General features: G+C 61.5%; 34 protein-coding genes. All 34 read left to right on the forward strand.

Translation table 11 applies throughout. The features are described from left to right. The first annotated feature begins 10 nt into the window (after positions 1–10). Positions 11–343 carry a phage baseplate protein gene (locus J3P84_RS06300; protein WP_434628734.1) on the forward strand — a complete coding sequence of 111 codons (333 nt, stop codon included), beginning with the start codon at positions 11–13 and terminating at the stop codon, positions 341–343. Further along, on the forward strand, positions 340–1,335 hold the full coding sequence (locus J3P84_RS06305; RefSeq protein ID WP_434628736.1) for a baseplate J/gp47 family protein: 996 nt from the start codon (positions 340–342) through the stop codon (positions 1,333–1,335). Before J3P84_RS06300 ends, J3P84_RS06305 begins: the two co-directional genes overlap by 4 nt. Then, a complete protein-coding gene (locus tag J3P84_RS06310) occupies positions 1,332–1,976 on the forward strand; it encodes a phage tail protein I (protein ID WP_434628738.1) in 645 nt (214 codons plus the stop codon). Before J3P84_RS06305 ends, J3P84_RS06310 begins: the two co-directional genes overlap by 4 nt. Then, positions 1,973–2,503, forward strand: a complete 531-nt coding sequence (locus tag J3P84_RS06315) for a hypothetical protein (protein ID WP_434628740.1) — start codon at positions 1,973–1,975, stop codon at positions 2,501–2,503. The genes J3P84_RS06310 and J3P84_RS06315 overlap by 4 nt, the downstream gene beginning before the upstream one ends. Before the next feature lie 24 nt (positions 2,504–2,527). Beyond that, entirely contained in the window at positions 2,528–3,148 is a 621-nt protein-coding gene (locus J3P84_RS06320; RefSeq protein WP_434628742.1) for a hypothetical protein, read from the forward strand. 9 nt (positions 3,149–3,157) lie between these two features. After that, positions 3,158–3,415 carry a tail fiber assembly protein gene (locus J3P84_RS06325; RefSeq protein WP_434628744.1) on the forward strand — a complete coding sequence of 86 codons (258 nt, stop codon included), beginning with the start codon at positions 3,158–3,160 and terminating at the stop codon, positions 3,413–3,415. Between the two features lie 87 nt (positions 3,416–3,502). Next, on the forward strand, positions 3,503–3,712 hold the full coding sequence (locus J3P84_RS06330) for a hypothetical protein (RefSeq protein ID WP_434628746.1): 210 nt from the start codon (positions 3,503–3,505) through the stop codon (positions 3,710–3,712). 2 nt (positions 3,713–3,714) lie between these two features. Then, the gene (locus J3P84_RS06335; protein ID WP_434628748.1) at positions 3,715–4,881 is read left to right on the forward strand and encodes a phage tail protein; all 1,167 of its coding nucleotides are present in this window, start codon (positions 3,715–3,717) and stop codon (positions 4,879–4,881) included. Continuing rightward, positions 4,881–5,387 carry a phage major tail tube protein gene (locus J3P84_RS06340; RefSeq protein ID WP_186635096.1) on the forward strand — a complete coding sequence of 169 codons (507 nt, stop codon included), beginning with the start codon at positions 4,881–4,883 and terminating at the stop codon, positions 5,385–5,387. Before J3P84_RS06335 ends, J3P84_RS06340 begins: the two co-directional genes overlap by 1 nt. Before the next feature lie 74 nt (positions 5,388–5,461). Further along, positions 5,462–6,037 (forward strand): phage tail assembly protein, encoded by a 576-nt coding sequence (locus J3P84_RS06345; RefSeq protein WP_434628750.1) that lies wholly within the window; start codon positions 5,462–5,464, stop codon positions 6,035–6,037. A gap of 458 nt (positions 6,038–6,495) precedes the next feature. Then, positions 6,496–8,325, forward strand: a complete 1,830-nt coding sequence (locus J3P84_RS06350; protein WP_434628752.1) for a phage tail tape measure protein — start codon at positions 6,496–6,498, stop codon at positions 8,323–8,325. Further along, a complete protein-coding gene (locus tag J3P84_RS06355) occupies positions 8,325–8,708 on the forward strand; it encodes a phage tail protein (protein ID WP_434628754.1) in 384 nt (127 codons plus the stop codon). Before J3P84_RS06350 ends, J3P84_RS06355 begins: the two co-directional genes overlap by 1 nt. After that, complete coding sequence (locus J3P84_RS06360; protein WP_434628756.1) at positions 8,701–8,913, forward strand: tail protein X; 213 nt, start codon at positions 8,701–8,703, stop codon at positions 8,911–8,913. The genes J3P84_RS06355 and J3P84_RS06360 overlap by 8 nt, the downstream gene beginning before the upstream one ends. A gap of 9 nt (positions 8,914–8,922) precedes the next feature. Then, positions 8,923–9,939: a phage late control D family protein gene (locus tag J3P84_RS06365; protein WP_434628758.1), complete on the forward strand. Its 1,017-nt coding sequence runs from the start codon at positions 8,923–8,925 to the stop codon at positions 9,937–9,939. 142 nt (positions 9,940–10,081) lie between these two features. Continuing rightward, on the forward strand, positions 10,082–10,666 hold the full coding sequence (locus J3P84_RS06370) for a phage tail terminator protein (RefSeq protein WP_434628760.1): 585 nt from the start codon (positions 10,082–10,084) through the stop codon (positions 10,664–10,666). Next, the gene (locus J3P84_RS06375; RefSeq protein WP_434601704.1) at positions 10,663–10,845 is read left to right on the forward strand and encodes a DUF2635 domain-containing protein; all 183 of its coding nucleotides are present in this window, start codon (positions 10,663–10,665) and stop codon (positions 10,843–10,845) included. The genes J3P84_RS06370 and J3P84_RS06375 overlap by 4 nt, the downstream gene beginning before the upstream one ends. Continuing rightward, positions 10,845–12,341 carry a phage tail sheath subtilisin-like domain-containing protein gene (locus J3P84_RS06380; RefSeq protein ID WP_434628763.1) on the forward strand — a complete coding sequence of 499 codons (1,497 nt, stop codon included), beginning with the start codon at positions 10,845–10,847 and terminating at the stop codon, positions 12,339–12,341. Before J3P84_RS06375 ends, J3P84_RS06380 begins: the two co-directional genes overlap by 1 nt. Positions 12,342–12,407: 66 nt before the next feature. Next, positions 12,408–12,755, forward strand: coding sequence for a phage tail tube protein (locus tag J3P84_RS06385; RefSeq protein WP_024780162.1), 348 nt, complete (start codon positions 12,408–12,410; stop codon positions 12,753–12,755). Continuing rightward, entirely contained in the window at positions 12,752–13,048 is a 297-nt protein-coding gene (locus J3P84_RS06390; protein ID WP_434628765.1) for a phage tail assembly protein, read from the forward strand. Before J3P84_RS06385 ends, J3P84_RS06390 begins: the two co-directional genes overlap by 4 nt. Positions 13,049–13,178: 130 nt before the next feature. Then, the gene (locus J3P84_RS06395) at positions 13,179–14,753 is read left to right on the forward strand and encodes a phage tail protein (protein WP_434628767.1); all 1,575 of its coding nucleotides are present in this window, start codon (positions 13,179–13,181) and stop codon (positions 14,751–14,753) included. Next, positions 14,740–15,978: a DNA circularization protein gene (locus J3P84_RS06400; RefSeq protein ID WP_434628769.1), complete on the forward strand. Its 1,239-nt coding sequence runs from the start codon at positions 14,740–14,742 to the stop codon at positions 15,976–15,978. Before J3P84_RS06395 ends, J3P84_RS06400 begins: the two co-directional genes overlap by 14 nt. Before the next feature lie 3 nt (positions 15,979–15,981). Then, positions 15,982–17,022, forward strand: coding sequence for a phage baseplate assembly protein (locus tag J3P84_RS06405; protein WP_434601700.1), 1,041 nt, complete (start codon positions 15,982–15,984; stop codon positions 17,020–17,022). A 209-nt stretch (positions 17,023–17,231) separates the two neighbouring features. Then, positions 17,232–17,741 carry a phage baseplate assembly protein V gene (locus J3P84_RS06410; protein WP_434572165.1) on the forward strand — a complete coding sequence of 170 codons (510 nt, stop codon included), beginning with the start codon at positions 17,232–17,234 and terminating at the stop codon, positions 17,739–17,741. Beyond that, complete coding sequence (locus J3P84_RS06415; RefSeq protein ID WP_434572167.1) at positions 17,741–18,139, forward strand: phage GP46 family protein; 399 nt, start codon at positions 17,741–17,743, stop codon at positions 18,137–18,139. Before J3P84_RS06410 ends, J3P84_RS06415 begins: the two co-directional genes overlap by 1 nt. Beyond that, complete coding sequence (locus tag J3P84_RS06420; protein ID WP_434628772.1) at positions 18,129–19,169, forward strand: baseplate J/gp47 family protein; 1,041 nt, start codon at positions 18,129–18,131, stop codon at positions 19,167–19,169. Before J3P84_RS06415 ends, J3P84_RS06420 begins: the two co-directional genes overlap by 11 nt. Further along, positions 19,157–19,756: a YmfQ family protein gene (locus J3P84_RS06425; protein WP_434628774.1), complete on the forward strand. Its 600-nt coding sequence runs from the start codon at positions 19,157–19,159 to the stop codon at positions 19,754–19,756. The genes J3P84_RS06420 and J3P84_RS06425 overlap by 13 nt, the downstream gene beginning before the upstream one ends. An 11-nt stretch (positions 19,757–19,767) precedes the next feature. Continuing rightward, complete coding sequence (locus J3P84_RS06430) at positions 19,768–20,922, forward strand: phage tail protein (RefSeq protein WP_434628776.1); 1,155 nt, start codon at positions 19,768–19,770, stop codon at positions 20,920–20,922. Continuing rightward, entirely contained in the window at positions 20,919–21,428 is a 510-nt protein-coding gene (locus tag J3P84_RS06435; RefSeq protein ID WP_434628778.1) for a phage tail protein, read from the forward strand. The genes J3P84_RS06430 and J3P84_RS06435 overlap by 4 nt, the downstream gene beginning before the upstream one ends. A gap of 27 nt (positions 21,429–21,455) precedes the next feature. Beyond that, entirely contained in the window at positions 21,456–22,667 is a 1,212-nt protein-coding gene (locus tag J3P84_RS06440) for a carbohydrate-binding protein CenC (RefSeq protein WP_434628780.1), read from the forward strand. 8 nt (positions 22,668–22,675) lie between these two features. Beyond that, positions 22,676–23,065, forward strand: coding sequence for a phage tail assembly chaperone (locus J3P84_RS06445; protein ID WP_434628782.1), 390 nt, complete (start codon positions 22,676–22,678; stop codon positions 23,063–23,065). A 111-nt stretch (positions 23,066–23,176) separates the two neighbouring features. After that, positions 23,177–23,740, forward strand: coding sequence for a glycoside hydrolase family 19 protein (locus tag J3P84_RS06450; RefSeq protein ID WP_434628784.1), 564 nt, complete (start codon positions 23,177–23,179; stop codon positions 23,738–23,740). Next, complete coding sequence (locus tag J3P84_RS06455; RefSeq protein WP_434628786.1) at positions 23,722–24,258, forward strand: lysis system i-spanin subunit Rz; 537 nt, start codon at positions 23,722–23,724, stop codon at positions 24,256–24,258. Before J3P84_RS06450 ends, J3P84_RS06455 begins: the two co-directional genes overlap by 19 nt. A 71-nt stretch (positions 24,259–24,329) precedes the next feature. Beyond that, positions 24,330–24,830, forward strand: coding sequence for a CinA family protein (locus tag J3P84_RS06460; RefSeq protein WP_434628788.1), 501 nt, complete (start codon positions 24,330–24,332; stop codon positions 24,828–24,830). Positions 24,831–24,913: 83 nt separating this feature from the next. Further along, entirely contained in the window at positions 24,914–25,966 is a 1,053-nt protein-coding gene (gene recA / locus J3P84_RS06465) for a recombinase RecA (protein WP_434628790.1), read from the forward strand. Position 25,967: the final 1 nt, after the last annotated feature.

Genomic DNA, 25,967 nt, shown 5'->3' on the forward strand with positions numbered 1-25,967 from the left:
AGGATTTCCCATGATTGGAATCGATCGCAACACCGGCGCGACGGTCGACGACTGGCTGCAATTCGTGCAGCGCGCCACCCGGGCGTTGACCACCCCGTTGGGTACCCGTCAGAAGCGCCCCCTGTACGGCAGCGCCTTGACCGAGCTGCTCGGGCAAAACCTCGGTGACGACCTGCTGCTACTCGCCCAAAGCCACGCAGCGCAGGCGTTCTACAACCCGCACAACGGCATCGACGATTTCGAGCCGCAAGTCATCGTCGCCAATCGACAGGGGGCTGGTTTGCTGTTGCGCTTCGCCGGCACCTGGAAAAACCGCAAACAGACCTTCGAGGTGGTGACATGAGCATGCTGATTCCCGGCCAGAACCAACTGGCCGAACCGGCTATCGTTACCGTCGAAGCGTTCGAGGACCTGCTCGCCGAGTTCAAGACCTTCGTGGTTGAGTACGTTGCCGCGCGCTCTCCCGCAAGCGCCGCGAGGCTGGTCGACAGTCTCGAAAACGAAAGTGAGTTGCTGACCCTTGCCCTTGAGGCATTCTGCGTCCGGCTGCAAACCCACGAACGCAAATACAACGCCCGCATCAAGCAGATGCTGGCGTGGTGGGCCACGGGCAGCAATCTCGATGCTCGCCTCGCGGACATGGGGCTTGAACGTCAATTGCTCGACCCGGGCGACCCCGCGGCATTCCCGCCCATCGCTCCGGTCTACGAGAGCGACGAGGACGCCCGGTTGCGCTATTACCTGGCGCCCCACGCCCCGGCAGCCGGTTCCCGCATGCAGTATCGGCGGGAGATTTTCACCCTGGGGCAACGTCCCGTCGTGAAAGTTGAAAGCGCCTCGGCGGGGCTGGTGACAGTCAGCTACACCTTCGACCCGGATAGCCATGCAGCCCAGATCAAGGACGGCAACGGACGCCGTACGGCACCCGGCGAAGTCACGGTCACGGTGCTGTCCCGAGTGGGCGACGGCACGCCGTCCGAGGCGCTGCTCGCCGGCGTGCGCGAGCATTTCGCCCGGCCCGATGTGCGACCGGAAACGGACCGGGTCATCGTCCAGCCCGCGCAGATCAAGAACTACAGAATCCGCGTCGTGGCAAAGATCAACCCCGGTCCGGATTCAGGCCTGACCCAGGCTGCCGCACAGCAGCAGTTGCGCGAATACGCCGAGGCCTGTCATCGCCTGGAAGGCCGCGTGGATCCGAGCTGGATCGACTACACGCTGCACAGCGCCGGCGCGGTCCAGCTTGAAATTCTCGAACCGCTGGAGCCGATTGTCACGACGGCTTTCCAGGCCCCGTATTGCACGGGCGTCGAGGTTGAGGTGGATACGTTATGAGTGACGACACACATCGCCCAAGCCTGCTGCCGGTCAACAGCTCACCGCTGGAGAAGGCACTTGATCTCGGCTTCGCCCGGTTGCTCGAACGCATCGATCCACCGTTTCCCGAGCTGATGAATCCGCGCGGAACGCCTTTGACGTTCCTGCCGTATCTGGCGGCGGATCGTGGAGTCAGTGAATGGGACGCGGCAGCCAATGATCTGGAAAAGCGCTTGACCGTTTCGTTGTCCTGGCAGATCCAGCGTCAGGCCGGCACGCGTCAGGCGCTGAATCATGCCGTCGAATCTATGGGGTTCACACCCAAGGTCACCGCTTGGTATGAGCAACAACCGCTTGCTCAGCCCTACACCTTTGATGTGCAAGCGGTCATCGGTCGCAGTTGGTCCAGTGGCGATCACAATCGCTTGATACGGCGAATCAATGCCGCCAAGAGCGAGCGTGACCAGGCCACCATCACGCTTGTACATCAAACGAACGGCAGCCTGGCGCTGGCATCAGTCGCAGACGGAGCCTTGAGCGAAGGGGAACTGTTCCTGGACGGAGCGCTGCCATCAATTGATCTTGATGTGCGCCTTATCAGTACCGGTTTTTTTCAACCCTACACCATTAACGATTACGACCTCAGGGCGCAGCCATGACAGAAGACATTACGCGCTTGGTTCGCTTCACTTCCGCCGGCTTGGCCGAAGTGTTGCAGGCAAAGAACCAAGGCTTGAAAGGTGAGATCACTCACATCGGTGCCGGCACCGCTCGCTACGATCCCAGCGGATCGGAAACGGCGCTTCGTAATGAGCGGCAGCGTGTGCCGATCGTGGATTACGAGGACCTTGATCCAGGGCAGCTGAGAATGGCCGCTTTGTTTGAGGGGGCGGATGAATATGAGATTGGCGAGTTCGGTTTCTATCTTTCTACCGGCACGTTGCTAGCGGTGTATTCGGTGGCTGGAAAGTTGCTGACCTACAAAGCGGCGGCCGCGCGAGTATTGCAAAAGTTCACGCTGGATATTTCACCATTGCCGGCGCAAAGCGTCACGGTGGTGATCGGGTCCGACAACCTGAACATTCTATTGAGTGAAGAAATCGCCACGTTGGCTACCGCCAATATCGACAATATGGCGCGGCACGTTGGCCTGATGTTTCGGGTGATGGCGCTCGAAGCTAAATAATCAAATAGTACAAGGAACCTGAATGTGAGCCTGGAAACCACTATCGCGTCGCTGGTATCAGCGGCCAATAACTTGACCACGGCGGTCAATGGAAAGATCGGCAGTATCAACAGTACCATGGCCACCGCACTGGAGCAGTTTAATGAATGGAGGAGTCTCAAGGACGTTGAAGGCGATCCAGCAGCGCTGGGGACGATTCGTCGTAATCTGCTGCAAGGTTTTGTCTCAGGTACCGGAGGTGTACAGGGGGTGGGCGCGCAAGGCGATTTTGTGCTAACCGACTTGGGTACCAGTGCAAACGTCTATATACATTTCAAAGTTCCGCTGAACATCAATGTGAACTCGGAAATGTTCTGGTTCAACATAAAAGGTTACAGTTACGGCACTGCGAAAATCATCGAAGAAACGCTGGTCGGCTATTGCTATCAACCCACTCGTACCCTGCAGAATGTTGCCACGTTTGGCAACATGACACCTGCTTGTTACGTTGATACGAACGGTAATGTTGTGATGCGTATTCTGATTCCGAGTATTTATTACACCACTATACGTATCGACACCATGCGTGTAGGAAACGGCCGTTTGTTTAAACTCGGTGATTTGAAAACAAAACTATCGCTGGCTGAAACAGTGGTTTTTAGTTAAGGAGTTGATATGTCTGATTTCCCTGAAGATAACAACGCAGAATTTGCGCTCGCTGTGCCTTCGCCTGACATCGAATGGGCTGCAGTTCGTACCCGTCGCGATCAGCTTCTGCGAGCGACTGACTTTACCCAACTACCGGATTACCCGGCCACTGCTGTCCAGTTAGCCCAGGTCACCGCCTACCGTAAGGCGTTGCGGGATATTCCTGAAACGGTGGAACATCCTGACCAATTGGTGTGGCCTGAGCCGCCAACATTTGTGAAGTAACCCTCACCGCGAAAGCGGTTTTCTTTTGCCCGTACAGAGCCCCTTTAGATGGGGCTTTTGCGTTTTTGCGTCTGGAGAAACTCGCAAATGTCTATCCGCCAAACCTACACCGTGCTCCTCCCATTTCCTACCGGTGGCGGCCACTGGTCGAGCGTCGGCCAGCAGCTCGACTTGCTCGACGTCGAGGCCAGTGCCTTGCGTAGCGCCGGTCGCCTGGAACTGAAAAAAACCGAAGCCGTCGAGTCGGCTTCCACATCGACCCCGGCCAAAAAGGCCGCCACCAAAAAGGCTGAATAACCATGGCTGAGGTTTTGAACTTCGAGCACAACGGCATCACCGTCAATGCCACTGAATCTCCCGAGGCCATGGGTGGCCTGGGGGACAACGTCATCGGGCTGGTCGGCACCGCGCCGAATGCCAACGCGCTGATTCCGAAAAACACCCCGTTTCGCATCAACAGCTTCACCACCCAGGCCCAGTTGGACCCCACCGGTGCCGAGGCGGGGACGTTGTTCCACGCGGTCTACCAGATCCTCAAAGTGGTCAAGGTACCGGTGTATGTGGTTATCGTCGAAGAGGGCGCGACCCTGGCCGACACGCAGAACAATGTGATTGGCGGCATTGAGGCGCAGACCGGACGCAAGTTGGGTCTGGCGGCGTTGAGTGGCGTCGCTGAGGACCTGACCATCATCGGCGCGCCTGGCTTCACCGGCACCAAGGCGGTGGCGAGCGAGTTCGCCTCGTTCGGCAAGCGCATCAAGGCCCGTGTGGTGCTCGACGGCAAAGACGCCTCGGTCGCCGATCAAGTGGCCTACAGCCAGGAGCTGGGCGGCGCCGACCTCGGTTTCGACCGTTGCCTGGTGGTGCACAACATGCCGGCTGTGTACTCCAAGGCGGCGAAGAAAAACGTCTTCCTCGCGCCGTCAAGCCTGGCGATTGCCGCGCTCGCCAAGGTCAAGCAATGGGAGAGCCCGGGTAATCAGGTGACCTACGCCGAAGACGTTTCCCGCACCGTGGAATACAACATCCTCGACACCTCCACCGAAGGCGATCTGCTCAACCGCTACGGCGTCAGCTACTACGCCCGCACCATCCTCGGCGGCTTCTCGCTGCTGGGCAACCGCTCCATCACCGGCAAGTTCATCAGCTACGTCGGCCTGGAAGATGCCATCAGCCGCAAGCTGGTGAAAGCCGGCCAGAAAGCCATGGCGAAGAACCTGACCAAGTCGTTCATGGACCAGGAGGTGAAGCGCATCAACGACTGGCTGCAAACCCTGGTCGCCGACGAAACCATTCCCGGCGGCAGCGTGTACTTGCACCCTGAATTGAACAGCGTCGAGAAGTACAAGAACGGCACCTGGTACGTGGTCATCGACTATGGCCGCTACGCGCCGAACGAACACATGATTTATCAACTCAACGCCCGCGATGAAATCATCGAGCAGTTCCTGGAGGATGTTCTCTAATGTTTACCAACCGCGTAAGACAGGCCATTGCGGCCACCCTGCAGGGCCTGCCGTTGTCGGCAACCGTGGAAGAATTCACGCCGCCAAAAATCGAATTCGAAATGGAAGAAATGCGCGGCGGGCGTTTCATCGGCGAGGAGATGGCCAAGAGCGGCAAGGCGCTGACGGCCAAACTGGTGCTGCAAGGTGTCGGTCCGGAAATCATGCTGGCGCTGGGCGTAAGCGTCGGTGACGACATCCTGCTGAACGTGCGCGAGGCCGGTCAGGATCAGGACGGCAACACCTGGTTCACCTACCACACGGTGGGCGGCAAGCTGAAATCCCTCGACGAAGCCGCCCTGAAGATGAACGACAAACCCACCACCACCCTCGAGCTGGCCTGCCGCACCTATAACCGCCTGGAAAACGGCATCCCGGTGATCGACATCGACGTGCGCACCCAGAAGTTCGTGCTCAACGGCGTCGACATTCTTGGCGATGCGCGTCGCGCGGTGTTGCTGCCTTAGGCCAACGCCAATCCCTGTGGGAGCGAGCAGGCTCGCTCCCACAGGGATCCCCGATTTTTGAAGGAATCGATTTCATGTCCTGGATGCCTCCTACCCATGAGCTGCTGTCACCGATCACCGCTGACGACGGTTCGCAGATCGAGCAGTTGCAATTCAAACCGTTGTACTACGCCGCGCAAAAAGACGCCCTGGCCCGTGCCGGCGATGATGAAGACGACCAGTTTTTCGAGCTGGCCAAACTGGCGACCGGCCTGTCGGCCAAGGAGCTGGACCAGCTCAAGCGCCCGGACTACGTGAGCATTGCGCAATACGTGCATGAAATGTCCACGCGCCCGGCATCCCACTTTCTGGATCAGACCGAGGGCGCCCCAGGTGATCCCGACCAGGTGCAATTGCTGCAACCGATCGATGTGGCGGGCCGCAGCCTGACCTCGCTGACCCTGGAAATGCCGGTGCTGCGGGCCACCAAGGCGATGAAAAAACTGAAGACGGCCAAGGAACGCGCCGAGTTCATCACGGCCCATTGCACCGGGCTGATGCTGCCGGACCTGGCCTCGCTGAGCGTGCCTGACTGGACGCAACTTCAGGTACGCATCGACGATTTTTTAAACAAACCGGCGGACTTCTTTCGGAGCGCGACATCGAGGTGATCCTCGATGTGGTGCCGCTCATTTACCCAGTAAGTGAAGCGGAAATCCTGGAGTGGGACGCCGGCAAGGCCTTGCGCCGATACGACATCGCGATCGCTCGCCTTGGCGTGAAACAGGAGTAGAGCGGAATGGCGGACGATAGATATTCGCTCAGATATGCAGCCTTCGATGGGAGTGGGTTGGCGGTCCCCAATGCCAGCGCCAAGAACAGTGTGATCCTTTCCGCTGGGGACCAACTGCCCGGACTCGATCAGGCGCTGGAAAACCTCGGGCTCAAGCTCGGCTTGCTGACTATGGCAATCGAGTCGTTGACCCTAAAACTCTCGGCACAGCGCGCGTTGTTTCAGGTTATGGGCGCCAGTGCCAAGGGGGATTCAGCCAAAGAGCCAAAAGCGAAGTCGGGTCGTGGAATCGAACCACCGGAACTGCTCAAACCGGCGATAGCAATGGATTCGGCCATGGCCGATCTGAAGCAGGCCGGCCAGTTCACGCCGCGGCAGATCCAGCAGATGGCTGAGCCAACCCAGCGTATCGCCAGCGCGCCATTGGTGGCGGCTGGCGGGACAACAGCGGTTGAGTTGGCGAGAATCGAAGGCCTGGCTGCCAGGGCAGGCATCGGCAGCGATCTGCCCGATGCCTCGGACCGACAATCGGCGCTGTTGCGCTTTGCCAGCGATGCGGGTGTCACCGCATCGACGTTCAAGATGCCAGCCGTGGAAGCCGCCGAGATGCTGCTTGGTTGGCGCACCGCCATGAAGCTCAGCGCCGAGAAAGCCTTTGACCTGGCGGACGCAACCAACCACCTCGGCAAGATTCCCGGCGGTGCGAAAGCGAGCGAGATCGGCACGGTGTTGCAGCGTGACGGTGCGGCCGCGACCTCGGCCGGCCTGCAACCTGCACAGGCCGCTGCGTTGACGGCGGCGTTGCTCAACACCGGTACGCAACAAGCTGAAGCCGGCGCAGCGTTGGCTGGTTTCACGATGGCCTTGGGCAAGGGCAATCAGGCCTCGGCGACCGAGCAAGCGGCCTGGACGCAACTCGGGCTTGATCCCAAGGAAGTCGCGAGTGGGTTGCGTGACAAGGACACCGCGCCGGGGACAGTGATGTCGGTGCTGGCGGCGTTGAACGCGCAGCCGGCGGAAAAACGCTCGGACCTTGCCTCTTCGCTGTTTGGCACGCGGGATGAGGCGGTGCTGCGGATGGCGCAGAAACTGACCGACGTGAATGACGCGTTCTTGCAGGTGAAAGACCCGGCCCAGTACGCCACCTCGCAATTGGGTGACAAGGGCTCGGTGCGGCAGGATGCGTTGGCGTTGTCGAACACCCGGCAAGGTCGGTGGAACGTCTTCAACGCCAGCAATGAGCGTTTGGCACTGGCCACGGGCAATGCGGTAGCGCCCGTGGCGGACAGCTCGCTGCAATGGCTGGGTTCGCTGAACGATGGCATGAGTGAGTTGGCCGAGACTTCACCTAAGACCACAGCTGCCATTGTGCTGGTGGGCGCGGCGCTCAAGCCGCTGGTGGGGGCGCTGCTCAAAGCCATCGCGGATGAAATGAGCAATCAAGCGGCCAAACGCGTATTGGGCGGCGTGGCGAAGCGTCTTCCCAGGCGCGTGGGAGAAGTGTTCTCTGAAGACTTCAGAAACGACAATCGTAACGCCAGGCCGGATATCAAGGGCGTCAGCCGGCTCGGACCGGCGAGCGTTGCCAAGGCCGAAGCGGGAGTGACCGTCAACGGTTCCCTTCGCAGCATGGGTGCTTCGTTGCGCCCGTTCAGCCGTTTTGTTCCGGGAGCTGTCGCGTTAAGTGCAGCCCCTGAAGTGCTGGAAGGGGCGCTGAGCGGCGACGCTCGCAAGGTTGGCGCTGGCCTGGGCGCCGCTGGCGGCGGCTGGGCGGGAGCATCGGCAGGCGCCAGCGCGGGCGCGACGATTGGCACGTTCTTCGGTCCGGGTATCGGCACCGCTATTGGCGGAGCACTCGGCGCAATTGTCGGCGGTCTGGCGGGAAGCTGGCTCGGCGGTGAGTCGGGCTCCTGGTTGGGCGAAAAACTCGCCTCGCCCGTCGATAAGCTCGCCGCTCCCGAGCAGGTCAGCAAAGACCTGAGCGGCACCCCGGCGACCGGCCAGCAAAACAACCTGACCGCGAACATCTACATCAATGGCCAGGATCAGGCCAGTGCCGCCCAGTTGGCGAACCTGGTTGTGCAACAGATCACTAGCCAATTCCAACTCATGCCCAACTCGCTTGCCATGCGCAGTGACGCGGCCCTGACCGACGGAGTGACCTGATGCGTCAGCAAATGGCCCTGGGCAGTTTCATTTTCGGGCTGTCCCGCAGTTTCGCCTACCACTCCTTGGTCCGCACCTCGGATGGTGGCTGGAAAAGCATCGACATCCTTACCAGCAAGCCCAAGTCCAGCCAGATCGGCCAAGGCCTGCAGGGGCTGACGATCACCGGCAAATCGATGTACTCGACCGCCATGGATCGACTCGATGAGCTGCGCGCATTGCAAGCCCTGCGCACCCCACTGCCGTTGGTGGATGGCATCGGTCGCAACTGGGGCCTGTGGCAGATCAACAAGGTCACGGAAACCCAGACCGAGGTCATTGATGACGGCACGGCCATGGTGGTCGGCTGGGTGGTTGAATTGACGGAGTTCGCCAATGCGTAGAGTACGAAGTATCGCCGGTGACTCGGTGAATCTGCTGCTGTACCGCGAGCTCGGGCGTTGTGATGACGCCGCCGAAGAAGCGCTCTGGCTGCTCAATCCGGGATTGGCCGAATGGGGCCCGATATTGCCTGCGGGCGTTTGGGTTGTCTTGCCTGAGGTGGACCTCAGGCCTGTTGCAATCCCAGCGGTTTCAGCCTGGGATTAAGGAGGCGCCATGTCATTGGGTTTTACGCCTGCAGTGGAAATTTATGGCGCGAACGCCGCGCTGCTCAACGAACGCCTGCTCAGTTGGACGCACGTCGACGCGGCGGGCATCGAGTCCGATCAACTGACACTGACCATCAGCCTGGAGGGGCTTGAAGGCATGCCCAGCCTGGGCGGCAAGATCGGCCTGCGGGTCGGTTATCTGGAGTCGGGACTTGTGGATAAAGGCGAATTCGTCGTGACCCGGCGTACACCGACCCTGTTTCCCTTGCGCCTGACACTGGTGGCGACAGCCGCGCCGTTCAGCGCCTCGGACCAGACTGGTTTCAAGCAGCGCCGATCCGTCAGCCATGGCCCGACGACCCTGGGCGCGCTGTTTCGGGAACTGACCTCAAGGCACGGTTTTTCCCCCCGGGTGGCGCCGGAACTGTCACTGATAAAAATCGAGCACATCGACCAAACCAACGAAACCGACATGGGCTTCCTGACCCGTCTGGCCCATCGTTATGACGCGGTCGCCAAGCCGATCAACGAGCTGTATGTGCTGGCCCGGCGCGGGCAGGCGAAATCGCTGTCGGGCAAAGTCTTGCCTGAGGTAAAGCTGTCGGTGACGACGAACAATCGCCCAGGCGACCAGGCGTTTACGTCGGCGATCCTCGATGAGACCGCCCGGGCCAAATACCAGGGGTGCAAGACCACCTGGTGGGATGCGGCGGCGGGCAAGCTGCGGGTCGAAGAGGGCGGCATCGCACCTTTCAAGACCTTGCGCCAGCGCTTCCAGAGCGCCGACGATGCCCGCGCCGCCGCTGAGGGCGAGACACGGCGGATGATGCGCGAAGCCCTCAAGGTCGCCATCGAATGCCCGGGCAACCCGGCCTTGTCCGCTGAGGGCATCGTGCTGCTTGACCCCTCCTGGCCGGATTTCATGCGCGGGCGTTGGTCGATCGACAAAGTCACCGCCAGTGGCAGCCGGGAAAAAAGCTATCGCTGCAAGATCGATGCGACCTGCCTGGATGCCCGGGCCTGACACTGGCCCCTTGTGGGAGCGAGCCTGCTCGCGATAGCCGTCTGACATCCAACACTGGTGTTGCCTGATACACCGCTTTCGCGAGCAGGCTCGCTCCCACAGGTTTCCCTGACGCTACCTTCCATACCACTGGAATTCCCCCATGAAGATCACCCCGATCCTCACGCAACTGCGTGAGCAATGCCCCACGCTTGCCCATCGCGTGGCTGCAGGCTTTGACCTTGCCACGCTGCAAGCCCAGGCCCCGCTGCAAACCCCCTGCGCCTATGTCCTGGCAACCGCCGACGTTGCCAGTAGGAACGCGGCGCAGAACGTCACGCTGCAAGCGGTACGTGATCGTTTCGATGCCGTGCTGGTGCTCGACGCGACTGACGCGACAAAAGCGCTGGATCTTTCGCACGACCTACGGGCTGAACTGTGGCGCGCGCTGGTGGGGTTCAAGCCGGGCGCTGAGTACACCGGCGTCGAATACGACGGCAGCGAGCTGGTTTCCATCAATAGCAGTCGCGTGTTGTACCGGCTGCGCTTTTTCGCCGAGTTCCAGTTGGGCCGCAATCTGCCGGGCCAGCCTGCCGAAAGCTGGCATGAGCGTGAACTGGACGGCTTGTCGTCCTTTACCGGGGCCACCGTGCGCGTCGATGCCATCGACCCGGCGGACCCCAACCTGAAACGTCCCGGCCCCGACGGGCGCCTGGAACTGACTTTCTCTGGAGACGTAACCCCATGAGCAAACGCATCACCGTGCTGCCGGCCCCTGGCCGCGCCGTACCGGACCCGGAAGCGGGCGATCTGTTGCCCCTCGAAGGCCGTGAAGTGCCGGACAACGCCTGGTGGCGTCGACGTCTGGCCGATGGCGATATCACTACCAAAGCCGTGCAAGCGGCAAAACCAAAGGGAGCCAAATAATGGCGATTGGATTCAGCAACATTCCCGCGGACATTCGTGTTCCGCTGTTCTACGCCGAGATGGACAATTCGGCCGCCAATAGCGCGTCGTCGGCCATGCGCCGGTTGATCGTCGCCCAGGTCAACGACAACATCGCCCCGGCCGAAGCCGGCAAGCTGGTGCTGGTTTCCAGCGTCGCGCTGGCCAAGAGCATTGGCGGGCAAGGCTCGATGCTGGCGTCGATGTACGAAACCTGGCGCAAGACCGACCCGATCGGTGAGATCTGGTGCCTGCCGCTGCATAACGTCGAAGGGGCGATTGCCCAAGGTACGCTGACGCTGACCGGCAGCGCTGCGGAGAGCGGCGTGCTCAACCTGTACGTCGGTGGCGTGCGTGTCCAGGCCGCTGTCGTCAAAGGTGCCAGCGCTGCCCAGGCGGCCACGGCGCTGACCCTCAAGATCAACGCATCCGCCGACCTGCCGGTGACCGCCGCGGCCGCCGAAGGCGTGGTGACCCTGAGTGCCAAATGGACCGGCGCCAGCGGCAATGACATCAGCCTGCAATTCAATCGCCTGGGCAAGAGCAACGGCGAAGACACCCCGGCCGGCTTGACCACGGCCATCACCGCCATGGCCGGCGGCGCCGGTGCGCCGGACCAGACTGCCGCCGTCGCCGCCCTGGGCGATGAGCCGTTCGAGTTCATCGCCATGCCGTGGTCCGACGTGTCGAGCCTCGACACCTGGCAAGCGGTCATGGATGACAGCACCGGTCGCTGGTCCTGGGCCAAGCAGTTGTTCGGTCACGTCTACAGCGCCAAGCGCGGCACCCTCGGCACTCTTGTCGCCGCCGGCCAGGCCCGCAACGACCAGCACATGACCATCCAGGCCCTGGAGCCGGGCGTGCCGCAACCGTTCTGGGTCCAGGCCGCTGCGCTGGCCGCGCGCACTGCGGTGTTCATTTCCGCCGACGCCAGCCGCCCGACCCAAAGCGGCAGCCTGCCGGGGCTCGATCCGGCACCGGCCAGCGAGCGCTTCACCCTGACCGAGCGACAGTCGTTGCTCAACTACGGCATCGCGACCGCTTACTACGAAGGCGGCTACGTTCGTATCCAGCGTTCCATCACGACCTATCAGAAGAATGCCTTCGGCCAGGCGGACAACTCCTACCTGGACAGCGAAACCATGCACCAGTCGGCGTTCATCGTGCGGCGCCTGCAAAGCGTGATCACCAGCAAATACGGTCGCCACAAACTGGCCTCCGACGGCACCCGTTTCGGCGCCGGCCAGCCCATCGTCACCCCGAGCACCATTCGCGGTGAGCTGATCGCCCAGTACGCCAAGCTTGAGTTGGAAGGCCATGTGGAAAACGCCGAGCTGTTTGCCGAGCACTTGATCGTCGAACGCGACAGCCAGGACCCGAGCCGGATCAACGTGCTGTTCCCGCCGGATTACATCAACGGACTGCGCGTGTTCGCGCTGCTCAACCAATTCCGCCTGCAATACGACGCCGCCGCCTGACAGTGGTACTCAGTTGCATGAATTCAGCCCACCTCGCGTGGGCTTTTTATTGAAGGGAGAAACACCATGGGTCAACTGATTGCGGGCACCTGCTACGTCAAAGTGGACGGCGCTCAACTGACCATCAATGGCGGCTGCGAAGCGCCACTGATGTTTACCAAACGCGAAACCGTCGTACCGGGTTTCTACAAGGAAACCGACATCGCGCCGTCGTTCAAGGTCACCGCGCTGCACACCGCCGACTTCCCGCTCAAGCAGCTGGTCGCCGGCACTGACATGACCGTCACCTGCGAATTCAGCAACGGCAAGGTCTACGTGCTGGCTGGCGCGTATCTGGTGGAAGAGCCGGTATCCAAAGGTGACGACGCCACCATCGAGCTGAAATTCGAAGGCATCAAGGGGACCTGGCAATGACTGGTGTCGTGGCGTTGCGCGTGGCCATCGAGGCCCACGGCGAGCCGTTGAGCGAACTGACCTTGCGCCGTCCGACGGTGCAGGAGGTCCGTGCGATCAAGGCGCTGCCGTACAAGATCGACAAGAGCGAGGAGGTCAGCCTGGACATGGACGTCGCGGCCAGATACATCGCGGTCTGCGCCGGTATTCCACCATCGTCGGTCAACCAGTTGGACCTGGCTGACCTCAACGCGCTGAGCTGGGCCGTCGCGAGTTTTTTCATGAGTGCGGCGTCGCAGCCATCGGCGACCTGATCACCGCCACCTATGACCTGGCCTGGTTCTGGAAGGTTGACCCCGAACAGATGATGGCCAGGCCACTGGATGTGCTCCGCGAATCCCTGGAGCACGCGCAACGGATCAATGCGATGCAGCAGGTGCAGTGATGGCAGAGACACAGAAGGTAGAGAAAAAGGCGCTACTGCTGACCGGTATCGACGAACTGTCGCCCAAGCTCGCCAGCCTGCGAGCGAAGGTCGCGAGTTTCAAGCAGAACCTCGACGCCACGGGCCTGGGCAGCCTGGATATGTCCGGGCTGCTGCCCAGCGGTGGCCTGGCCCAACCCTTCATGGACGGGCTCAAGTCGGCGCTGGCCTTCAAGGACGAAGCCGGCGCAGCGAGCGCGGCAGCCAGTGCCGTCCAGGCGCCGGAAGCGCCTCGCGTAGCGGCACAGAACCTGGAGGGATTGAAGACTTCCATCAGCAACGTGTCGGTGCAGTTCGGCTCGGCGCTGGGGCCTGCGGTCAACGCGGTAGCGGTCGGTTTGCAGCCGATGGTCAGCGGCGTGGCGCAGGTGCTGCAGGACAACCCGCAACTGGTCCAGGGCCTGGCAAATGGCGTCGTCGCGTTCAACGCGATCCAGACGGCGGTCAGCGGCGCGAGCCAGGCAATGGAAGTGATCAACCTGGCCTTGAAGATGAACCCCATCGGCTTGATTGCCATGGGCATCGCCTTGGCGGCAGGGATGATCATTGCCCACTGGACACCGATCTCGGCATTTTTTGCCGGGCTCTGGCAACGGTTGGCGCCGATCGTCCTGCCGATGGTCGAGTTCTTCAAGACGCTGTTCGCCTTTACCCCGATGGGGCAGGTGATCAGCAACTGGGGGCCGATCAGCAGCTTTTTTGGCGCACTCTGGAATGTGATCGTGGCGGCGGCGACGCCGATCATCGGTTTTATGCAGACGCTGTTCGCCTGGTCGCCCCTGGGGTTGATCATTGCCAACTGGACGCCCCTGAGCGGGATGTTCGCGGCGATCTGGGATTTGCTCCAGGCCTTGACCGTGCCGGTGATGGACGCGCTGAAAGGCCTGTTCGACTGGACACCGTTGGGGCTGATCATGGCCAACTGGGGCACGATCAGCGAGGTCTTCGCCGGGATCTGGGAGGGCATTCGCAATCAGGTTTCGATCATGCTGGCGGTGTTCAGCGGCCTGTTCGACTGGTCGCCCATCGAGGGCCTGACCCGGCAGTGGGGACCGGTGGGCGAATGGTTCAGCCAATGGTGGGCCGAGCTGCAGGGCGTGATCGCGCCAATCAAGGCGTTCTTCAACGGCGGCTTCGGCGAGGTGATTGCCTCGTTCACCGGCAAGGTCGAGGGATTGGCCGAGGCGCAGCGCGCCACCAATGCCGAAGGCAAGGGTGAGCTGGCACCGGCGTTTTTTGGCGGGGCCAGCGAGCAGCCTTCGGGGCTGTCTTCAAGCCTTGCGCCGACGCCTGCCACGACGTCTCCCGGAGCGTCCTTGACCCCAGGGGCATTGCCGCAAACTTCCAGCGCCCTGGTGCAACAAAGCGCCGCCAACAACCGCACGCAACTGGAAGGCGGCCTGACGGTGCGCTTCGAAAACGCGCCGGCGGGGTTGCGCGCCGACCCGCCCCAGACCAATCAACCGGGCCTGGCGGTGAGTTCGCGCATCGGTTATCGCTCACTTTCCGCAGGAGGTTCCAATGAGCTGGCGTGATCGTTTGCTGCCGGCGTCGTTTCGCGGCGTCGGGTTCTGGGTCGACCAGGCGAAAACCCCGATCGGTCATAAAGGCCAGTTGCATGAGTACCCGCAGCGTGACCTGCCGTATTTCGAGGGGCTCGGCCGGCAGGCACGCATCCACGAGTTGACGGCGTTCATCGTCGGCCCCGATTGCCTGGAGCAGCGCGACAAACTGCTCGCAGCCCTGGAGCAGGGCAGCGGTGAACTGGTGCACCCGTGGCTGGGGCGCTTGCAGGTCAAAGTGGGCGAATGCGACATGACCCAGACCCGCCAGGACGGCGGGCTGGTCACGTTTGCCCTGAAGTTCTACCCCGACCAGCCGCTGCAGTTTCCTTCGGCGGCGATCAATAGCCAGAAACTGCTGCTGGTCTCGGCCGACAGTTTCCTCGGCTCGGCGGTGCGGCGTTTCGAAGACGCCATGAGCCTGATCAAGGCGGCGCGGATCGGCATCGCGGATCTGCGCAACAGCCTCAAGGAGGTTTATGGCGTCATCGAGCAGGAGCTCAAACCATTGATCGAGACCTATCGGCAACTCAGCGATCTGGTCAAGGCGGTCAAGGAGCTGCCCAAGGAAGTAGCGGCGGAATTCAAGGGACTGCTGGGCGACATTCGGGAGCTGAAGGATTTTGCCCGTGACGGCTATCGCGGCGTGATTGCCAGCGTGTCGCAACAGGTGGAAGCCATCCGTCAGGCGGACGCGCCCAAACTCACCACCGGCAAGGACACCACTGCGGCGGCCCAGGCGGTTGCCGATCTGGTCCAGGACACCTTGCTGGTGCAAGCGGCGCAATGGATTGCGGCGATGCCAGTGGCGGCGCCGGTGGTCAAGCTGGACGCCACTCCATCGGTGGCGCAACAGGCGGTGCAACCGGTCCAGCGCCGAGACGTGCCGGTGGCCGATGACGTGCTCGCCTTGCGCGATGCCCTCAACGAAGCCATCTGGCAGGCTTCCCTCAAGGCCGCTCCGGATCACTACCAGGCAATGAACAACCTGCGTCAGCAAATGGCCGCGCACTTGACGGCCGTGGCGTCGTCCGGTGTCCGGCTGATCAACCTGTCGTTCAAGCAAAGCCTGCCGGCGCTGGTGGTCGCGTATCAGCAATTTGCTGACGCTACCCGGGTGACCGAGGTGACCCAGCGCAATGGCGTGGCGCATCCTGGCTTCCTGCCGCCCAACGACCTGAAAGTCTCCGGGGAGTGAGCCATGAATGAGCTCGACAACGCTGTCACGCTCACCGTCGGCGGGCTGGATTACGGCGGCTGGAAAAGCGTGGAAATCAGTGCGGACCTGGAGCGCCAGTTCCGCACCTTCAAACTCGACATCACCTGGCAATGGCCGGGGCAGACCCAGGCGGTGCCGATTCGTCCCGGTGACGAATGCCAGGTGCGCATCGGCGCCGACCTGCTGCTCAGCGGCTACGTGTTCAAGGCGCCCATCAGCTACGACGGCCGGCAGATCAGCCTGAGCATCGAAGGCGGCTCCAAGACCCAGGACCTGGTGGACTGCGCGGCGATCAACCGCCCGACGCAATGGCGCGGGCAAACATTGCTGAGCATCGTCCAGGCGCTGGCATCGCCCTATGCCGTGGGGGTGGTCAGCGAGATCCCGGAAACCGCGCGCCTGAGCGAGCACAGCATCGTGCCTGGAGAAACGGTGTTTCAATCCATCGACCGTTTGCTGACATTGTTCCGAGTGTTCTCCACCGATGACCCGCAGGGCCGCGTGCTGCTGGCCAAGCCCGGCAGCGGTGGGCGGGCCAGCGATGTGCTGGAACTGGGCAAGAATATTCTTTCGGGCAACGCGCCGATGGACTACAGCCAGGTATTTTCCGAATACCGGGTCATCGGCCAGCACAAAGGCAATGACCAGCAGAGCGGGGCGGCGGTGAGCGAGGTCTCGGGCACCGCCACTGACCTGGGCTTCAAGCGCAAGCGGGTGACCGTCATCAGCGAAAGTGCTCAGTTGACCCCGGCGCTGGCCCAGCAACGGGCCGACTGGGAAAGCGCGATTCGCAGCGGCCGCGCCCTGACCACCACCTACCGCGTACAGGGCTGGCGCCAGGCCAACGGCGATCTCTGGCGGCACAACACCCTGGTGCGGGTGATCGATCCGGTGCTGGGATTTGACGCTGACATGCTGATTTCCAAGGTGACCTATTCGCTGTCCGCCCAGGGTTCGATCACCACCTTGCAAGTCGCCCCGCCGCACACCTTCGACGCCAACCCGGTGCCACCCAAGGCCTGAGCCCGACGCCGATACCCGCCCTGCGCAAATCCCTTGTGGGAGCGAGCTCGCCGCCAGATTCCTGCCCAGCGCAGATTCCTTGTGGGAGCGAGCCTGCTCGCGAAAGCGGTGGCTCGGTTTGCATCGATGTTGAATGTGCCGGTGCCTTCGCGAGCAGGCTCGCTCCCACAATGCTCTGCCGTTAAACCCGATTCCGAAGGAAAAACCCAATGAGCCTACTGACCCGCCTCCTGGCGCGTGGCACTGTCGTGCTCGCCCATTCGGCGAATAAATTGCAATCGCTGCAAATGCGCCTCACCGCTGGCGAAGTGAGCGACGACATGGAGCATTTCGAGCCCTATGGCTTCACCAGCAACCCGCTGGCCGGCGCCGAGGGCATCGCCACGTTCCTCGGCGGCGACCGCTCCCACGCGGTGGTGCTGGTGGTCGCCGATCGGCGCTTTCGTCTCAAGGCCCTGGCCCCGGGCGAAGTCGCGCTCTACACCGATGAAGGTGACAAGCTCCACTTCAAGCGCGGCCGGGTCATCGACATCGAGACCGCGACGCTGAACATCCGCGCCAGCAGCGCGGTGAACATCGACAGCCCCGTCATCAACCACACCGGCAGGATCGTTTCCCAGGGCGATCAGATCGCCGGCGGCATCAGTCAGATCAAGCACGTGCACGTCGGTGTACAGGCCGGCAACGGCCAGACCGGTGCGCCGGCGGGAGGCCAGTGATGTTCATCAGCCAGAACCTGCACGCCGCGCTGACCCGCTCGGTGCTGATCAGCCTGTTCACCTGGCGCCGCGCCGCCGCTGGCGATGCGGTCGATGACGACGAGCGTTTCGGCTGGTGGGGCGACACCTTTCCCACGGTCGCCGACGATCGCATCGGCTCACGGCTGTGGCTGTTGCGGCGGGTCAAGCTGACCCGCCAGACCCAACTCGACGCCGAATTCTATGCCCGCGAGGCGCTGCAATGGTTGATCGATGACGGTCATTGCAGCGCCATCGACATCATCAGCGAACGCCTCGACGCCCAGCGTCTGAACCTGCGCACGGTCCTGACCCTGGCCAATGGCGAGCGCCTGGACATCAACCCCGACCACAGTTGGCAGGTGACCTATGCCGTTTGAAACCCCTTCGCTGCCGGTGCTGATCAAGCGCGCCCAAAGCGACCTGGCCAGCGATTCGCTGCGCCAGTCCGACGCCCAGGTCCTGGCGCGTACCCTCGGCGGCGCCGCCTATGGCCTGTATGGCTATCTGGATTGGATCGCCGAGCAGATCCTCCCGGACAAGGCCGATGAAATGACCCTGGAGCGCATCGCCGCGCTGCGCCTTAACCAGGCGCGCAAGCCTGCCCAGGTGGCCACCGGCAGCGTCAGCTTCACCGCCACGGCGGGTGCCGTGCTGGATGCCGACACGCTGCTGCAAGCGGCCGATGGCCGTACTTATAAAGTGACCACCGCGCGAACCACCAGCAATGGCCTGAACACCGCCGCCATTGCGGCACTGGAGGCCGGTAGCCTGGGCAATGCCGATGTCGGTCTGGCGCTCACGCCGGTGCAGCCGCTGTTGGGCATCGGCAACAGCTTCACCGTGCTGGCGCCAGGGCTGACCGGCGGTGTCGCCCGGGAAAGCCTTGAATCCCTGCGGTCGAGGGTGATCCGTTCCTATCGGGTCATCCCTCACGGCGGTTCGGCCCAGGACTACGAGACCTGGGCTCTGGAGTGTCCCGGCGTTACCCGCGCCTGGTGTCGCGGCAGTTATCTGGGGCCGGGGACCGTCGGCCTGTTCGTGATGCGCGACGACGATCCGCAACCGATCCCCAACGCCGAGCAACTGGAGGAAGTGCGGGCCTACATCGAGCCCTTGCGCCCGGTGACCGCCGAACTGCATGTGCTGGCCCCGACGCAGGTGCCGGTGAACTACAAGCTGCGCATCACCCCGGACACCAGCGCCGTGCGCGCCGCCATCGAGGCCCAACTGCGCGACCTGCATAACCGCGAAGCCGGCCTCGGCGAAACGCTGTTGCTGAGTCATATCGCCGAAGCGATCAGCAGCGCCACCGGCGAAACCGACCACAAGCTCAGCGCACCCGCCGCCGATGTCGTCGCCGCCAGCAACCAGTTGCTGACCTTCGGAGGCTGCACATGGCTGGGATAAGAACCGTCGAACAATACCAGGCCCAACTGCGCAGCCTGCTGCCCAGCGGCCCGGCGTGGGACCCGGAGCGCGTGCCGGAACTGGACGAAGTGCTGCAAGGCATCGCCCAGGAGCTGGCGCGCCTGGATGGCCGCGCCGCCGACCTGCTCAACGAGATGGACCCGGCGGGAGTGAGCGAGCTGGTGCCGGATTGGGAACGGGTGATGGAGCTGCCGGATCCGTGCCTTGGCGCCACGCCGCTGTATGACGATCGCCGTCTGGCGGTGCGACGGCGGTTGCTGGCGGTGGGCAGCCAGGCCATCACCTATTACGTGGAAATCGCCAGGAGCCAGGGCTACCCCAACGCAACGATTACCGAACTCAAGGCGCCGCGCATGGGCCGCGCACGGTTTGGCGAAGCGCACTTCGGGACGTGGCAGGCGCAGTTCATGTGGACCCTCAACACCGGCGGCCGGCTGCTGCTGGGACGGCGCTTTGGTGCGAGCTATTGGGGCGAACGTTTTGGCGTCAATCCGGGGTCGGCGCTGGAGTGCCTTATTCACCGCAGTGCACCGGCGCATACCAAGGTTCACATCAACTATGACTAGGGAGTAGACGGATGGATTATCCGAAAAGTGTACCCAGCGCCGGCTTGGTGAATGGGAGGTTCGTCGATGAAAACCCGTTGACCGGGACGCCGGGATCGTTGATTCCGGCGGATTGGGGGAATGGGGTGACGCAGGAGATCGTGAATGTCATCAAGGCGGGAGATCTGACGCCGGATGAAACCCGCAGCGATCAATTGCTCGCGGCGATTCGGACGGTAACCGCCAAGGGCTGGAACCAGGACTTCGCTCTGCCGATCACAGCGTTGCCGCTGCCGACGATTGCCACGGCGGACAACCGTTTGGCCGTCACTCCAGCAGCGCTGCCCACCAGTGGCGGACGTGTCTCGATTCCGGCGGGTGTGTACGTCAGCATCGGGCAAGAGGTGGTAGCAGGACGGTTGGGGCGGACACGTACCTACGTGACGACGGCCTGGAGCAGCGCCGATCTGTTGCCCAGCGCCAGTTATTTTTTAAGAGCGCAGGTAGTCGGTGATGCGCTGACGTTCTATGTGCAGCGGGGAAGCCTGTATGACCTTGCTCCGGAATCCCTGAAAGGCACCGTCAACGGAACGGCAGGCGGTGGGTTCCCATCGACCCCCCTGGACATGTGCCTGGCCTGGGTGGTGACCGGGACGCCTGGCTCCCTGCCGACGATCCGCACGATTTATAACCGTACTCAATTGAGCTGGACGCAAACGGTAAATGGCACCGGGGTGGTGTATCTGCCGCTGGATCCGCATGCGCGTGCGGCGCGGCTTGTGGCGGGTAATCCCACCCCAGCCTCGAACGTCGTGACCACGCTGTCGTTTGTTCAGTCCGGATGGCTTGGCGGCAACTACAGCTATCTGTCGCCCGCCGCGACTAGCCCCGGCAACAATGCGGTGGGTTGGGCGAGCCCGTCAATGTGCGTGCTGTTCTCCAATAACGTCGCCAATGACGTGACCGTTTCCACGGTCACGGCCAGTTTCGACCATTCCCAGTTACGTTCGCTTTGGCAGTGCTATCAGGCCGAGCACACATTGGGTGCGACCACTGCAGACAGCGACGAGTTGCTGTTGAGCATGGGGATCAAGGGGCACCAAGCCCTGACAGATTACAGCGTGGGCATCGGCATCAACTTTATCAACGCAGTCAATGCTCACCTGTCCTGGGAGTTGATCCGATGAAAGTCATTCAAGAGCTGCACCAGTACGAAGATGGGCTTCGCCCGCCTGCGCCTTCCTCCGCTCATATCTGGGTGGACGATACCTGGGTGCTTACCGAAGAGAATGCAGCCGAGCACCTCAGCCTGGAGGCCGAACGCCTTTGCGAAAAGATCGATGCCGCTGCCGACAGCGCCCGTCGCGTTTTGGCCGGTGATCCGTTACGGGCCCTGGAATATCAACAAGCGGCCCTTGAAGCGCAGGCGTTCAAGGATCAGGGCTACCCGAAAAAAGCTGTTCCGTTGTCGGTTTCTGCCTGGGTCGTCAAGGGCCGCACAGCCAGGCAGGCAGCGGACCAGATTCTCGCGAAGGCCGCTGAATTCGACGCGAACCTGCTGACGCTTCGCGAGCTGCGCCTCAAGGCCAAGGCGCAGATTCGCGCGCACGTAGCCAAGGGCAAAGCCGAACTCGCCACTAAAACCGCCGATGACGCGCTCGCGGCCATCCGGGCGCTACGCCTTCGCGCGTGATCCTCATCTCATAGAGAGAAACAAGACATGGATTATCCAAAAAGTGTTCCCAGCGTCGGGCTGGTGAACGGTCGGTTCGTGGATGAAAATCCGCTGGCGGGCACGCCTGGGTCTTTGATACCCGCCAAATGGGGTAATAGCGTCACCCAAGAGCTTCTTACCACGATCATCGAGGCTGGACTGGTGCCTGCCGAAGATAGAAATGATCAGTTGTGTGAGGCAATTCGAACGTTGGCCAAGCTTGACCCAAGACAAAATTTTCCAGCCCAGGTCTATCGCAAGAACCTATTGATTAACGGCAACTTTGACATTTGGCAGCGCGGCACAACTAACCCTAATCCCAATTCAGGTGCATTTATAAGTGACCGCTTCCGGTGCGATTGGAACGGCAATGCCGGCGTCAGCATCTCCCGTCAGAATTTTCTGTTAGGACAAACCGAGGTGCCTCATGAACCTCGGTTTTTTTACCGTTGGCAGCAAGTGATTGCCGGAGCGGGGGCAACCATCCATAAGATTTCCCAAACGGTCGAGTCGGTTCGGACGCTGGCAGGCAAGGTTGCTACCGTCAGTTTTTGGGCCAAGGCAGACACAGCGCGACAGATCGCCCTAACGGTAACTCAGCTTTTTGGCAATGGTGGCTCGGTACCGGTTGTAACACCGGTGGCGGCTTTTCAAGTCAAGAGTACATGGGCTAAATACACCGCGACTTTTCAGGTGCCCTCCATTGCAGGGAAGCTTATCGGCGCTGCGAGTAACGACTCCCTCATGCTGTCTTTTGATTTGCCCCTTAACGTCTTGCAGACATTTGATCTTGCGCAAGTTCAACTTGAAGACAGCCCTGTCGCTACCCCGTTTGAAAACCGCAGCCCCGCCGAAGAGTTGCTGCTCTGTCAGCGCTATTACGAAAAAACCTACAAGCAAGATACGCCGCCTGGTAGCGCGACCAACCTGGAGGGGTGCCTTATTTCGATTGTCAACATGGGGCAGTCGGGGCCGGCTTCACAGCCTTTGGCTCAGTGGCCATTCAAGGTCGAAAAAAGGGCGATACCCAGTATCACCCTGTATCGGCCCTCCCAGAACGGAACCTTGGGGCAATGGCGTTCCGGTTCCGATGAGTTTTCTTCGGGCAGCGCCGCTGCCTATGCAACGTCAACGCGAGGAACGTGGGTGCACAACTCGGATAACGGCTTGGTCTCGCAAACTTATTACATTCATGCCACGGCAGATGCCGAGCTTTAGGAGCTGTTATGAGCTTTCAATTAACTGTTGATCCCGATACGGTCATTCGCCTGTATGACAATACCTCCATCCCACGTCATCACCGTTACTGGGGCGAGTATGAAGAGTGGGTCGAAAATGGCGGGATCCCGATTCCTGCCGAGGAGCAAAGCGACGCTGTGAAGGAGCGGGCGTGGCGCGATTCGCAATTTACAATGGTCAAGTGGTTGCGTGAGCGCCATCGCGACGAAGCTGATCTGGGTTTGACTTCGACATTGACCGATGAACAATTCAAAGACTTGTTGAGTTATATGCAAGCGCTTCGAAAATGGCCCCAGGAGGCAAATTTTCCTCAAGTGCTGCAGCGTCCTCCCATTCCCCAATGGATCAATCAGATAGCGCTCCAGACAAAGGGGTAGCAGTGTGTGCAGGATGCTGCAGGTTGATCTCTTCCTGACGCTTAACACCGTCCGGCCGCGCCGTCCTGGCTGGCCGGGCAGCTTTGATCATGTATGTGCGATGACCCGAACATGGACCTTACGCAACAGCAACTCATCAAGATCATGCCCGACGCCCGCGCCCAAGCGGGCGTTTTTATTCCAGCGTTGAACACCGCGATGGCTCGTTACCGCATTGACACTCCCAAGCGCATCGCCGCATTTCTGGCCCAGGTCGGTCACGAATCGGGGCAGTTGCGTTATGTACGAGAGCTGGGCAGCGAGCAATACCTGAGCAAATACGACACCGGAACCCTGGCCGTTCGCCTGGGCAACTCGACCCAGCCCGACGGTGACGGTCAGAAATATCGCGGCCGGGGCTTGATCCAGATTACCGGCCACGACAATTACCTTCGTTGCAGCCTGGGGCTGTTCGGCGACGAACGTTTGCTGGCCTTGCCCGAACTGCTCGAACAACCGCAATGGGCGGCGCAATCCGCCGCCTGGTTCTGGGCGCAGAACGGCCTGAACGAGCTGGCTGATCGTGACCAGTTCAACAGTATTACCCGCCGCATCAATGGCGGCCTGAATGGCTTGCAGGATCGCTTGCAACTCTGGGCGCGGGCGAGGGATGTGTTATGCCAACCTTCAGCCTGATGCCGTTTTCCTGCCGTACGCTAGGTGTCGTTGTATTAGTGGCGCTGCTGATCGGTGGTCCAGCCATGTTGGCGTGGCGGCTCCAGGAGTGGCGGTACGGCAGGCAACTGGCGCAACTGGCGCAGTCGCAGTCCGAGACGCTCAATAGAATGACCCAGGCGGCAGCGAAGCAGCAAAAGACCGAACAGGACAAACGCCTCGCCCTGGAACAGCAACTCTCCGCCAGCGAACAAATCCACTACCGAGCCTTGAGCGATGCCCAACGTGATCAGGATCGCCTGCGCGATCGCCTTGCTACTGCCGATGTCCGGCTGTCAGTCCTCCTCGACGCCGACGATGTTGCCGCCGGTTGTGCAATGCCTGCCGCCACCGGCGCCAGCGGCATGGATCATGGCGCCCCACGCGCCCGACTTGACCCGGCGCATGCTCAACGAATTATCGCCATCACCGACGAGGGCGACCGTGGACTGATCGCCCTGCAGGCCTGCCAGGCTTATGTAAGAGCGCTGGCCCGGTAATCTGCCGGACCTTGCAAGCTGTGGCTGCTGGTGTACGGTAGGCGCCAACCGCGTCGAATCAGGAGAGCAGCATGGATGACATTACCGGACTGGCCGCTGAGTTGGGCAGGCGCTTGCAGGTGCTCAATGCCCATGTCGCTACCGCCGAATCCTGTACCGGGGGCGGGATTGCCGAGGCGATCACGCGGATCCCGGGGAGTTCGGCCTGGTTCGAAGCCGGTTACGTCACCTATTCCAATCGCCAGAAAACCCGGCAGTTGGATGTGCCCCCCGAATTGTTCGACAAGGTCGGCGCGGTCAGCCGCGAGGTGGTGGAGGCGATGGCGCGGGGCGCCCAGCAGAAAAGCCTGGCGCGTTTCGCCGTGGCGGTCAGCGGCGTGGCCGGGCCGGACGGAGGCTCGCCGAGCAAGCCGGTGGGCACCGTATGGCTCGCCTGGGGCGTTGGCGAGGCGGTGTTCAGCGAGCGGCGCTTCTTTCCAGGCAATCGCGACGAGGTCCGCCGACAAACGGTGAAGGCCGCGCTAGACGGGCTGTTACAACATGCCGCCACAGAAATCTCAAATCAGGGGTAGGCGATCCTGAATCGCTGTGGAATAATACTGGCTACTTATACAGGTGTTGGCCGTCAGGCCTTATTGATTACGTGAGGACTTTAATGGACGACAACAAGAAGAAAGCCTTGGCTGCGGCCTTGGGTCAGATCGAACGTCAATTCGGCAAAGGTGCCGTAATGCGTATGGGCGATCAGGACCGCCAGGCTATTCCTTCCATCTCTACCGGCTCCCTGGGCCTGGACATCGCGCTTGGCATCGGCGGCTTGCCAAAAGGTCGTATTGTTGAAATCTACGGTCCTGAATCCTCCGGTAAAACCACGCTGACCCTGTCCGTGATCGCCCAGGCTCAAAAAGCCGGTGCGACCTGCGCCTTCGTCGACGCCGAACACGCCCTGGACCCGGAATACGCCGGCAAGCTGGGCGTCAACGTCGATGACCTGCTGGTTTCCCAGCCGGACACTGGCGAACAGGCCCTGGAAATCACCGACATGCTGGTGCGCTCCAACGCGGTTGACGTGATCATCGTCGACTCCGTAGCGGCACTGGTACCCAAAGCGGAAATCGAAGGTGAAATGGGTGATATGCACGTGGGCCTCCAGGCTCGCCTGATGTCCCAGGCCCTGCGCAAGATCACCGGTAACATCAAGAACGCCAACTGCCTGGTGATTTTCATCAACCAGATCCGCATGAAAATTGGCGTGATGTTCGGCAGTCCTGAAACCACCACCGGTGGTAACGCGCTGAAGTTCTACGCCTCGGTTCGCCTGGACATCCGTCGTACCGGCGCGGTGAAAGAAGGTGATGAGGTTGTCGGCAGTGAAACCCGCGTCAAGGTCGTGAAAAACAAGGTGGCATCGCCGTTCCGTCAGGCCGAATTCCAGATCCTGTACGGCAAGGGCATCTACCTCAACGGCGAGATGATCGACCTGGGTGTGCTGCACGGTTTCGTCGAGAAATCCGGCGCCTGGTATGCCTACAACGGTACCAAGATCGGTCAGGGCAAGGCCAACTCGGCCAAGTTCCTGGCGGACAATCCGGAAGTCGCGGCAACTCTCGAGAAGCAACTGCGCGACAAACTGTTGAGCCCGGTTGCAGACGTCAAGGCCGTGGCCAACCGCGAGACTGCAGACGATCTGGCTGACGCTGACATCTGAT

The organism is Pseudomonas sp. Z1-29 (assembly GCF_051131995.1).
In the GTDB taxonomy this organism is placed as follows: Bacteria; Pseudomonadota; Gammaproteobacteria; order Pseudomonadales; family Pseudomonadaceae; genus Aquipseudomonas.

Excerpts from the sequence above, each read along its gene's own strand:
- J3P84_RS06300 (WP_434628734.1), top strand. The coding sequence starts at position 11 with ATGATTGGAATCGATCGCAACACCGGCGCGACGGTCGACGACTGGCTG.
- J3P84_RS06305 (WP_434628736.1), top strand. The coding sequence starts at position 340 with ATGAGCATGCTGATTCCCGGCCAGAACCAACTGGCCGAACCGGCTATC.
- J3P84_RS06310 (WP_434628738.1), top strand. The coding sequence starts at position 1,332 with ATGAGTGACGACACACATCGCCCAAGCCTGCTGCCGGTCAACAGCTCA.
- J3P84_RS06315 (WP_434628740.1), top strand. The coding sequence starts at position 1,973 with ATGACAGAAGACATTACGCGCTTGGTTCGCTTCACTTCCGCCGGCTTG.
- J3P84_RS06325 (WP_434628744.1), top strand. The coding sequence starts at position 3,158 with ATGTCTGATTTCCCTGAAGATAACAACGCAGAATTTGCGCTCGCTGTG.
- J3P84_RS06330 (WP_434628746.1), top strand. The coding sequence starts at position 3,503 with ATGTCTATCCGCCAAACCTACACCGTGCTCCTCCCATTTCCTACCGGT.
- J3P84_RS06335 (WP_434628748.1), top strand. The coding sequence starts at position 3,715 with ATGGCTGAGGTTTTGAACTTCGAGCACAACGGCATCACCGTCAATGCC.
- J3P84_RS06340 (WP_186635096.1), top strand. The coding sequence starts at position 4,881 with ATGTTTACCAACCGCGTAAGACAGGCCATTGCGGCCACCCTGCAGGGC.
- J3P84_RS06345 (WP_434628750.1), top strand. The coding sequence starts at position 5,462 with ATGTCCTGGATGCCTCCTACCCATGAGCTGCTGTCACCGATCACCGCT.
- J3P84_RS06350 (WP_434628752.1), top strand. The coding sequence starts at position 6,496 with ATGGCCGATCTGAAGCAGGCCGGCCAGTTCACGCCGCGGCAGATCCAG.
- J3P84_RS06355 (WP_434628754.1), top strand. The coding sequence starts at position 8,325 with ATGCGTCAGCAAATGGCCCTGGGCAGTTTCATTTTCGGGCTGTCCCGC.
- J3P84_RS06360 (WP_434628756.1), top strand. The coding sequence starts at position 8,701 with ATGCGTAGAGTACGAAGTATCGCCGGTGACTCGGTGAATCTGCTGCTG.
- J3P84_RS06365 (WP_434628758.1), top strand. The coding sequence starts at position 8,923 with ATGTCATTGGGTTTTACGCCTGCAGTGGAAATTTATGGCGCGAACGCC.
- J3P84_RS06370 (WP_434628760.1), top strand. The coding sequence starts at position 10,082 with ATGAAGATCACCCCGATCCTCACGCAACTGCGTGAGCAATGCCCCACG.
- J3P84_RS06375 (WP_434601704.1), top strand. The coding sequence starts at position 10,663 with ATGAGCAAACGCATCACCGTGCTGCCGGCCCCTGGCCGCGCCGTACCG.
- J3P84_RS06380 (WP_434628763.1), top strand. The coding sequence starts at position 10,845 with ATGGCGATTGGATTCAGCAACATTCCCGCGGACATTCGTGTTCCGCTG.
- J3P84_RS06385 (WP_024780162.1), top strand. The coding sequence starts at position 12,408 with ATGGGTCAACTGATTGCGGGCACCTGCTACGTCAAAGTGGACGGCGCT.
- J3P84_RS06390 (WP_434628765.1), top strand. The coding sequence starts at position 12,752 with ATGACTGGTGTCGTGGCGTTGCGCGTGGCCATCGAGGCCCACGGCGAG.
- J3P84_RS06395 (WP_434628767.1), top strand. The coding sequence starts at position 13,179 with ATGGCAGAGACACAGAAGGTAGAGAAAAAGGCGCTACTGCTGACCGGT.
- J3P84_RS06400 (WP_434628769.1), top strand. The coding sequence starts at position 14,740 with ATGAGCTGGCGTGATCGTTTGCTGCCGGCGTCGTTTCGCGGCGTCGGG.
- J3P84_RS06405 (WP_434601700.1), top strand. The coding sequence starts at position 15,982 with ATGAATGAGCTCGACAACGCTGTCACGCTCACCGTCGGCGGGCTGGAT.
- J3P84_RS06410 (WP_434572165.1), top strand. The coding sequence starts at position 17,232 with ATGAGCCTACTGACCCGCCTCCTGGCGCGTGGCACTGTCGTGCTCGCC.
- J3P84_RS06415 (WP_434572167.1), top strand. The coding sequence starts at position 17,741 with ATGTTCATCAGCCAGAACCTGCACGCCGCGCTGACCCGCTCGGTGCTG.
- J3P84_RS06420 (WP_434628772.1), top strand. The coding sequence starts at position 18,129 with ATGCCGTTTGAAACCCCTTCGCTGCCGGTGCTGATCAAGCGCGCCCAA.
- J3P84_RS06425 (WP_434628774.1), top strand. The coding sequence starts at position 19,157 with ATGGCTGGGATAAGAACCGTCGAACAATACCAGGCCCAACTGCGCAGC.
- J3P84_RS06430 (WP_434628776.1), top strand. The coding sequence starts at position 19,768 with ATGGATTATCCGAAAAGTGTACCCAGCGCCGGCTTGGTGAATGGGAGG.
- J3P84_RS06435 (WP_434628778.1), top strand. The coding sequence starts at position 20,919 with ATGAAAGTCATTCAAGAGCTGCACCAGTACGAAGATGGGCTTCGCCCG.
- J3P84_RS06440 (WP_434628780.1), top strand. The coding sequence starts at position 21,456 with ATGGATTATCCAAAAAGTGTTCCCAGCGTCGGGCTGGTGAACGGTCGG.
- J3P84_RS06445 (WP_434628782.1), top strand. The coding sequence starts at position 22,676 with ATGAGCTTTCAATTAACTGTTGATCCCGATACGGTCATTCGCCTGTAT.
- J3P84_RS06450 (WP_434628784.1), top strand. The coding sequence starts at position 23,177 with ATGGACCTTACGCAACAGCAACTCATCAAGATCATGCCCGACGCCCGC.
- J3P84_RS06455 (WP_434628786.1), top strand. The coding sequence starts at position 23,722 with ATGCCAACCTTCAGCCTGATGCCGTTTTCCTGCCGTACGCTAGGTGTC.
- J3P84_RS06460 (WP_434628788.1), top strand. The coding sequence starts at position 24,330 with ATGGATGACATTACCGGACTGGCCGCTGAGTTGGGCAGGCGCTTGCAG.
- recA (WP_434628790.1), top strand. The coding sequence starts at position 24,914 with ATGGACGACAACAAGAAGAAAGCCTTGGCTGCGGCCTTGGGTCAGATC.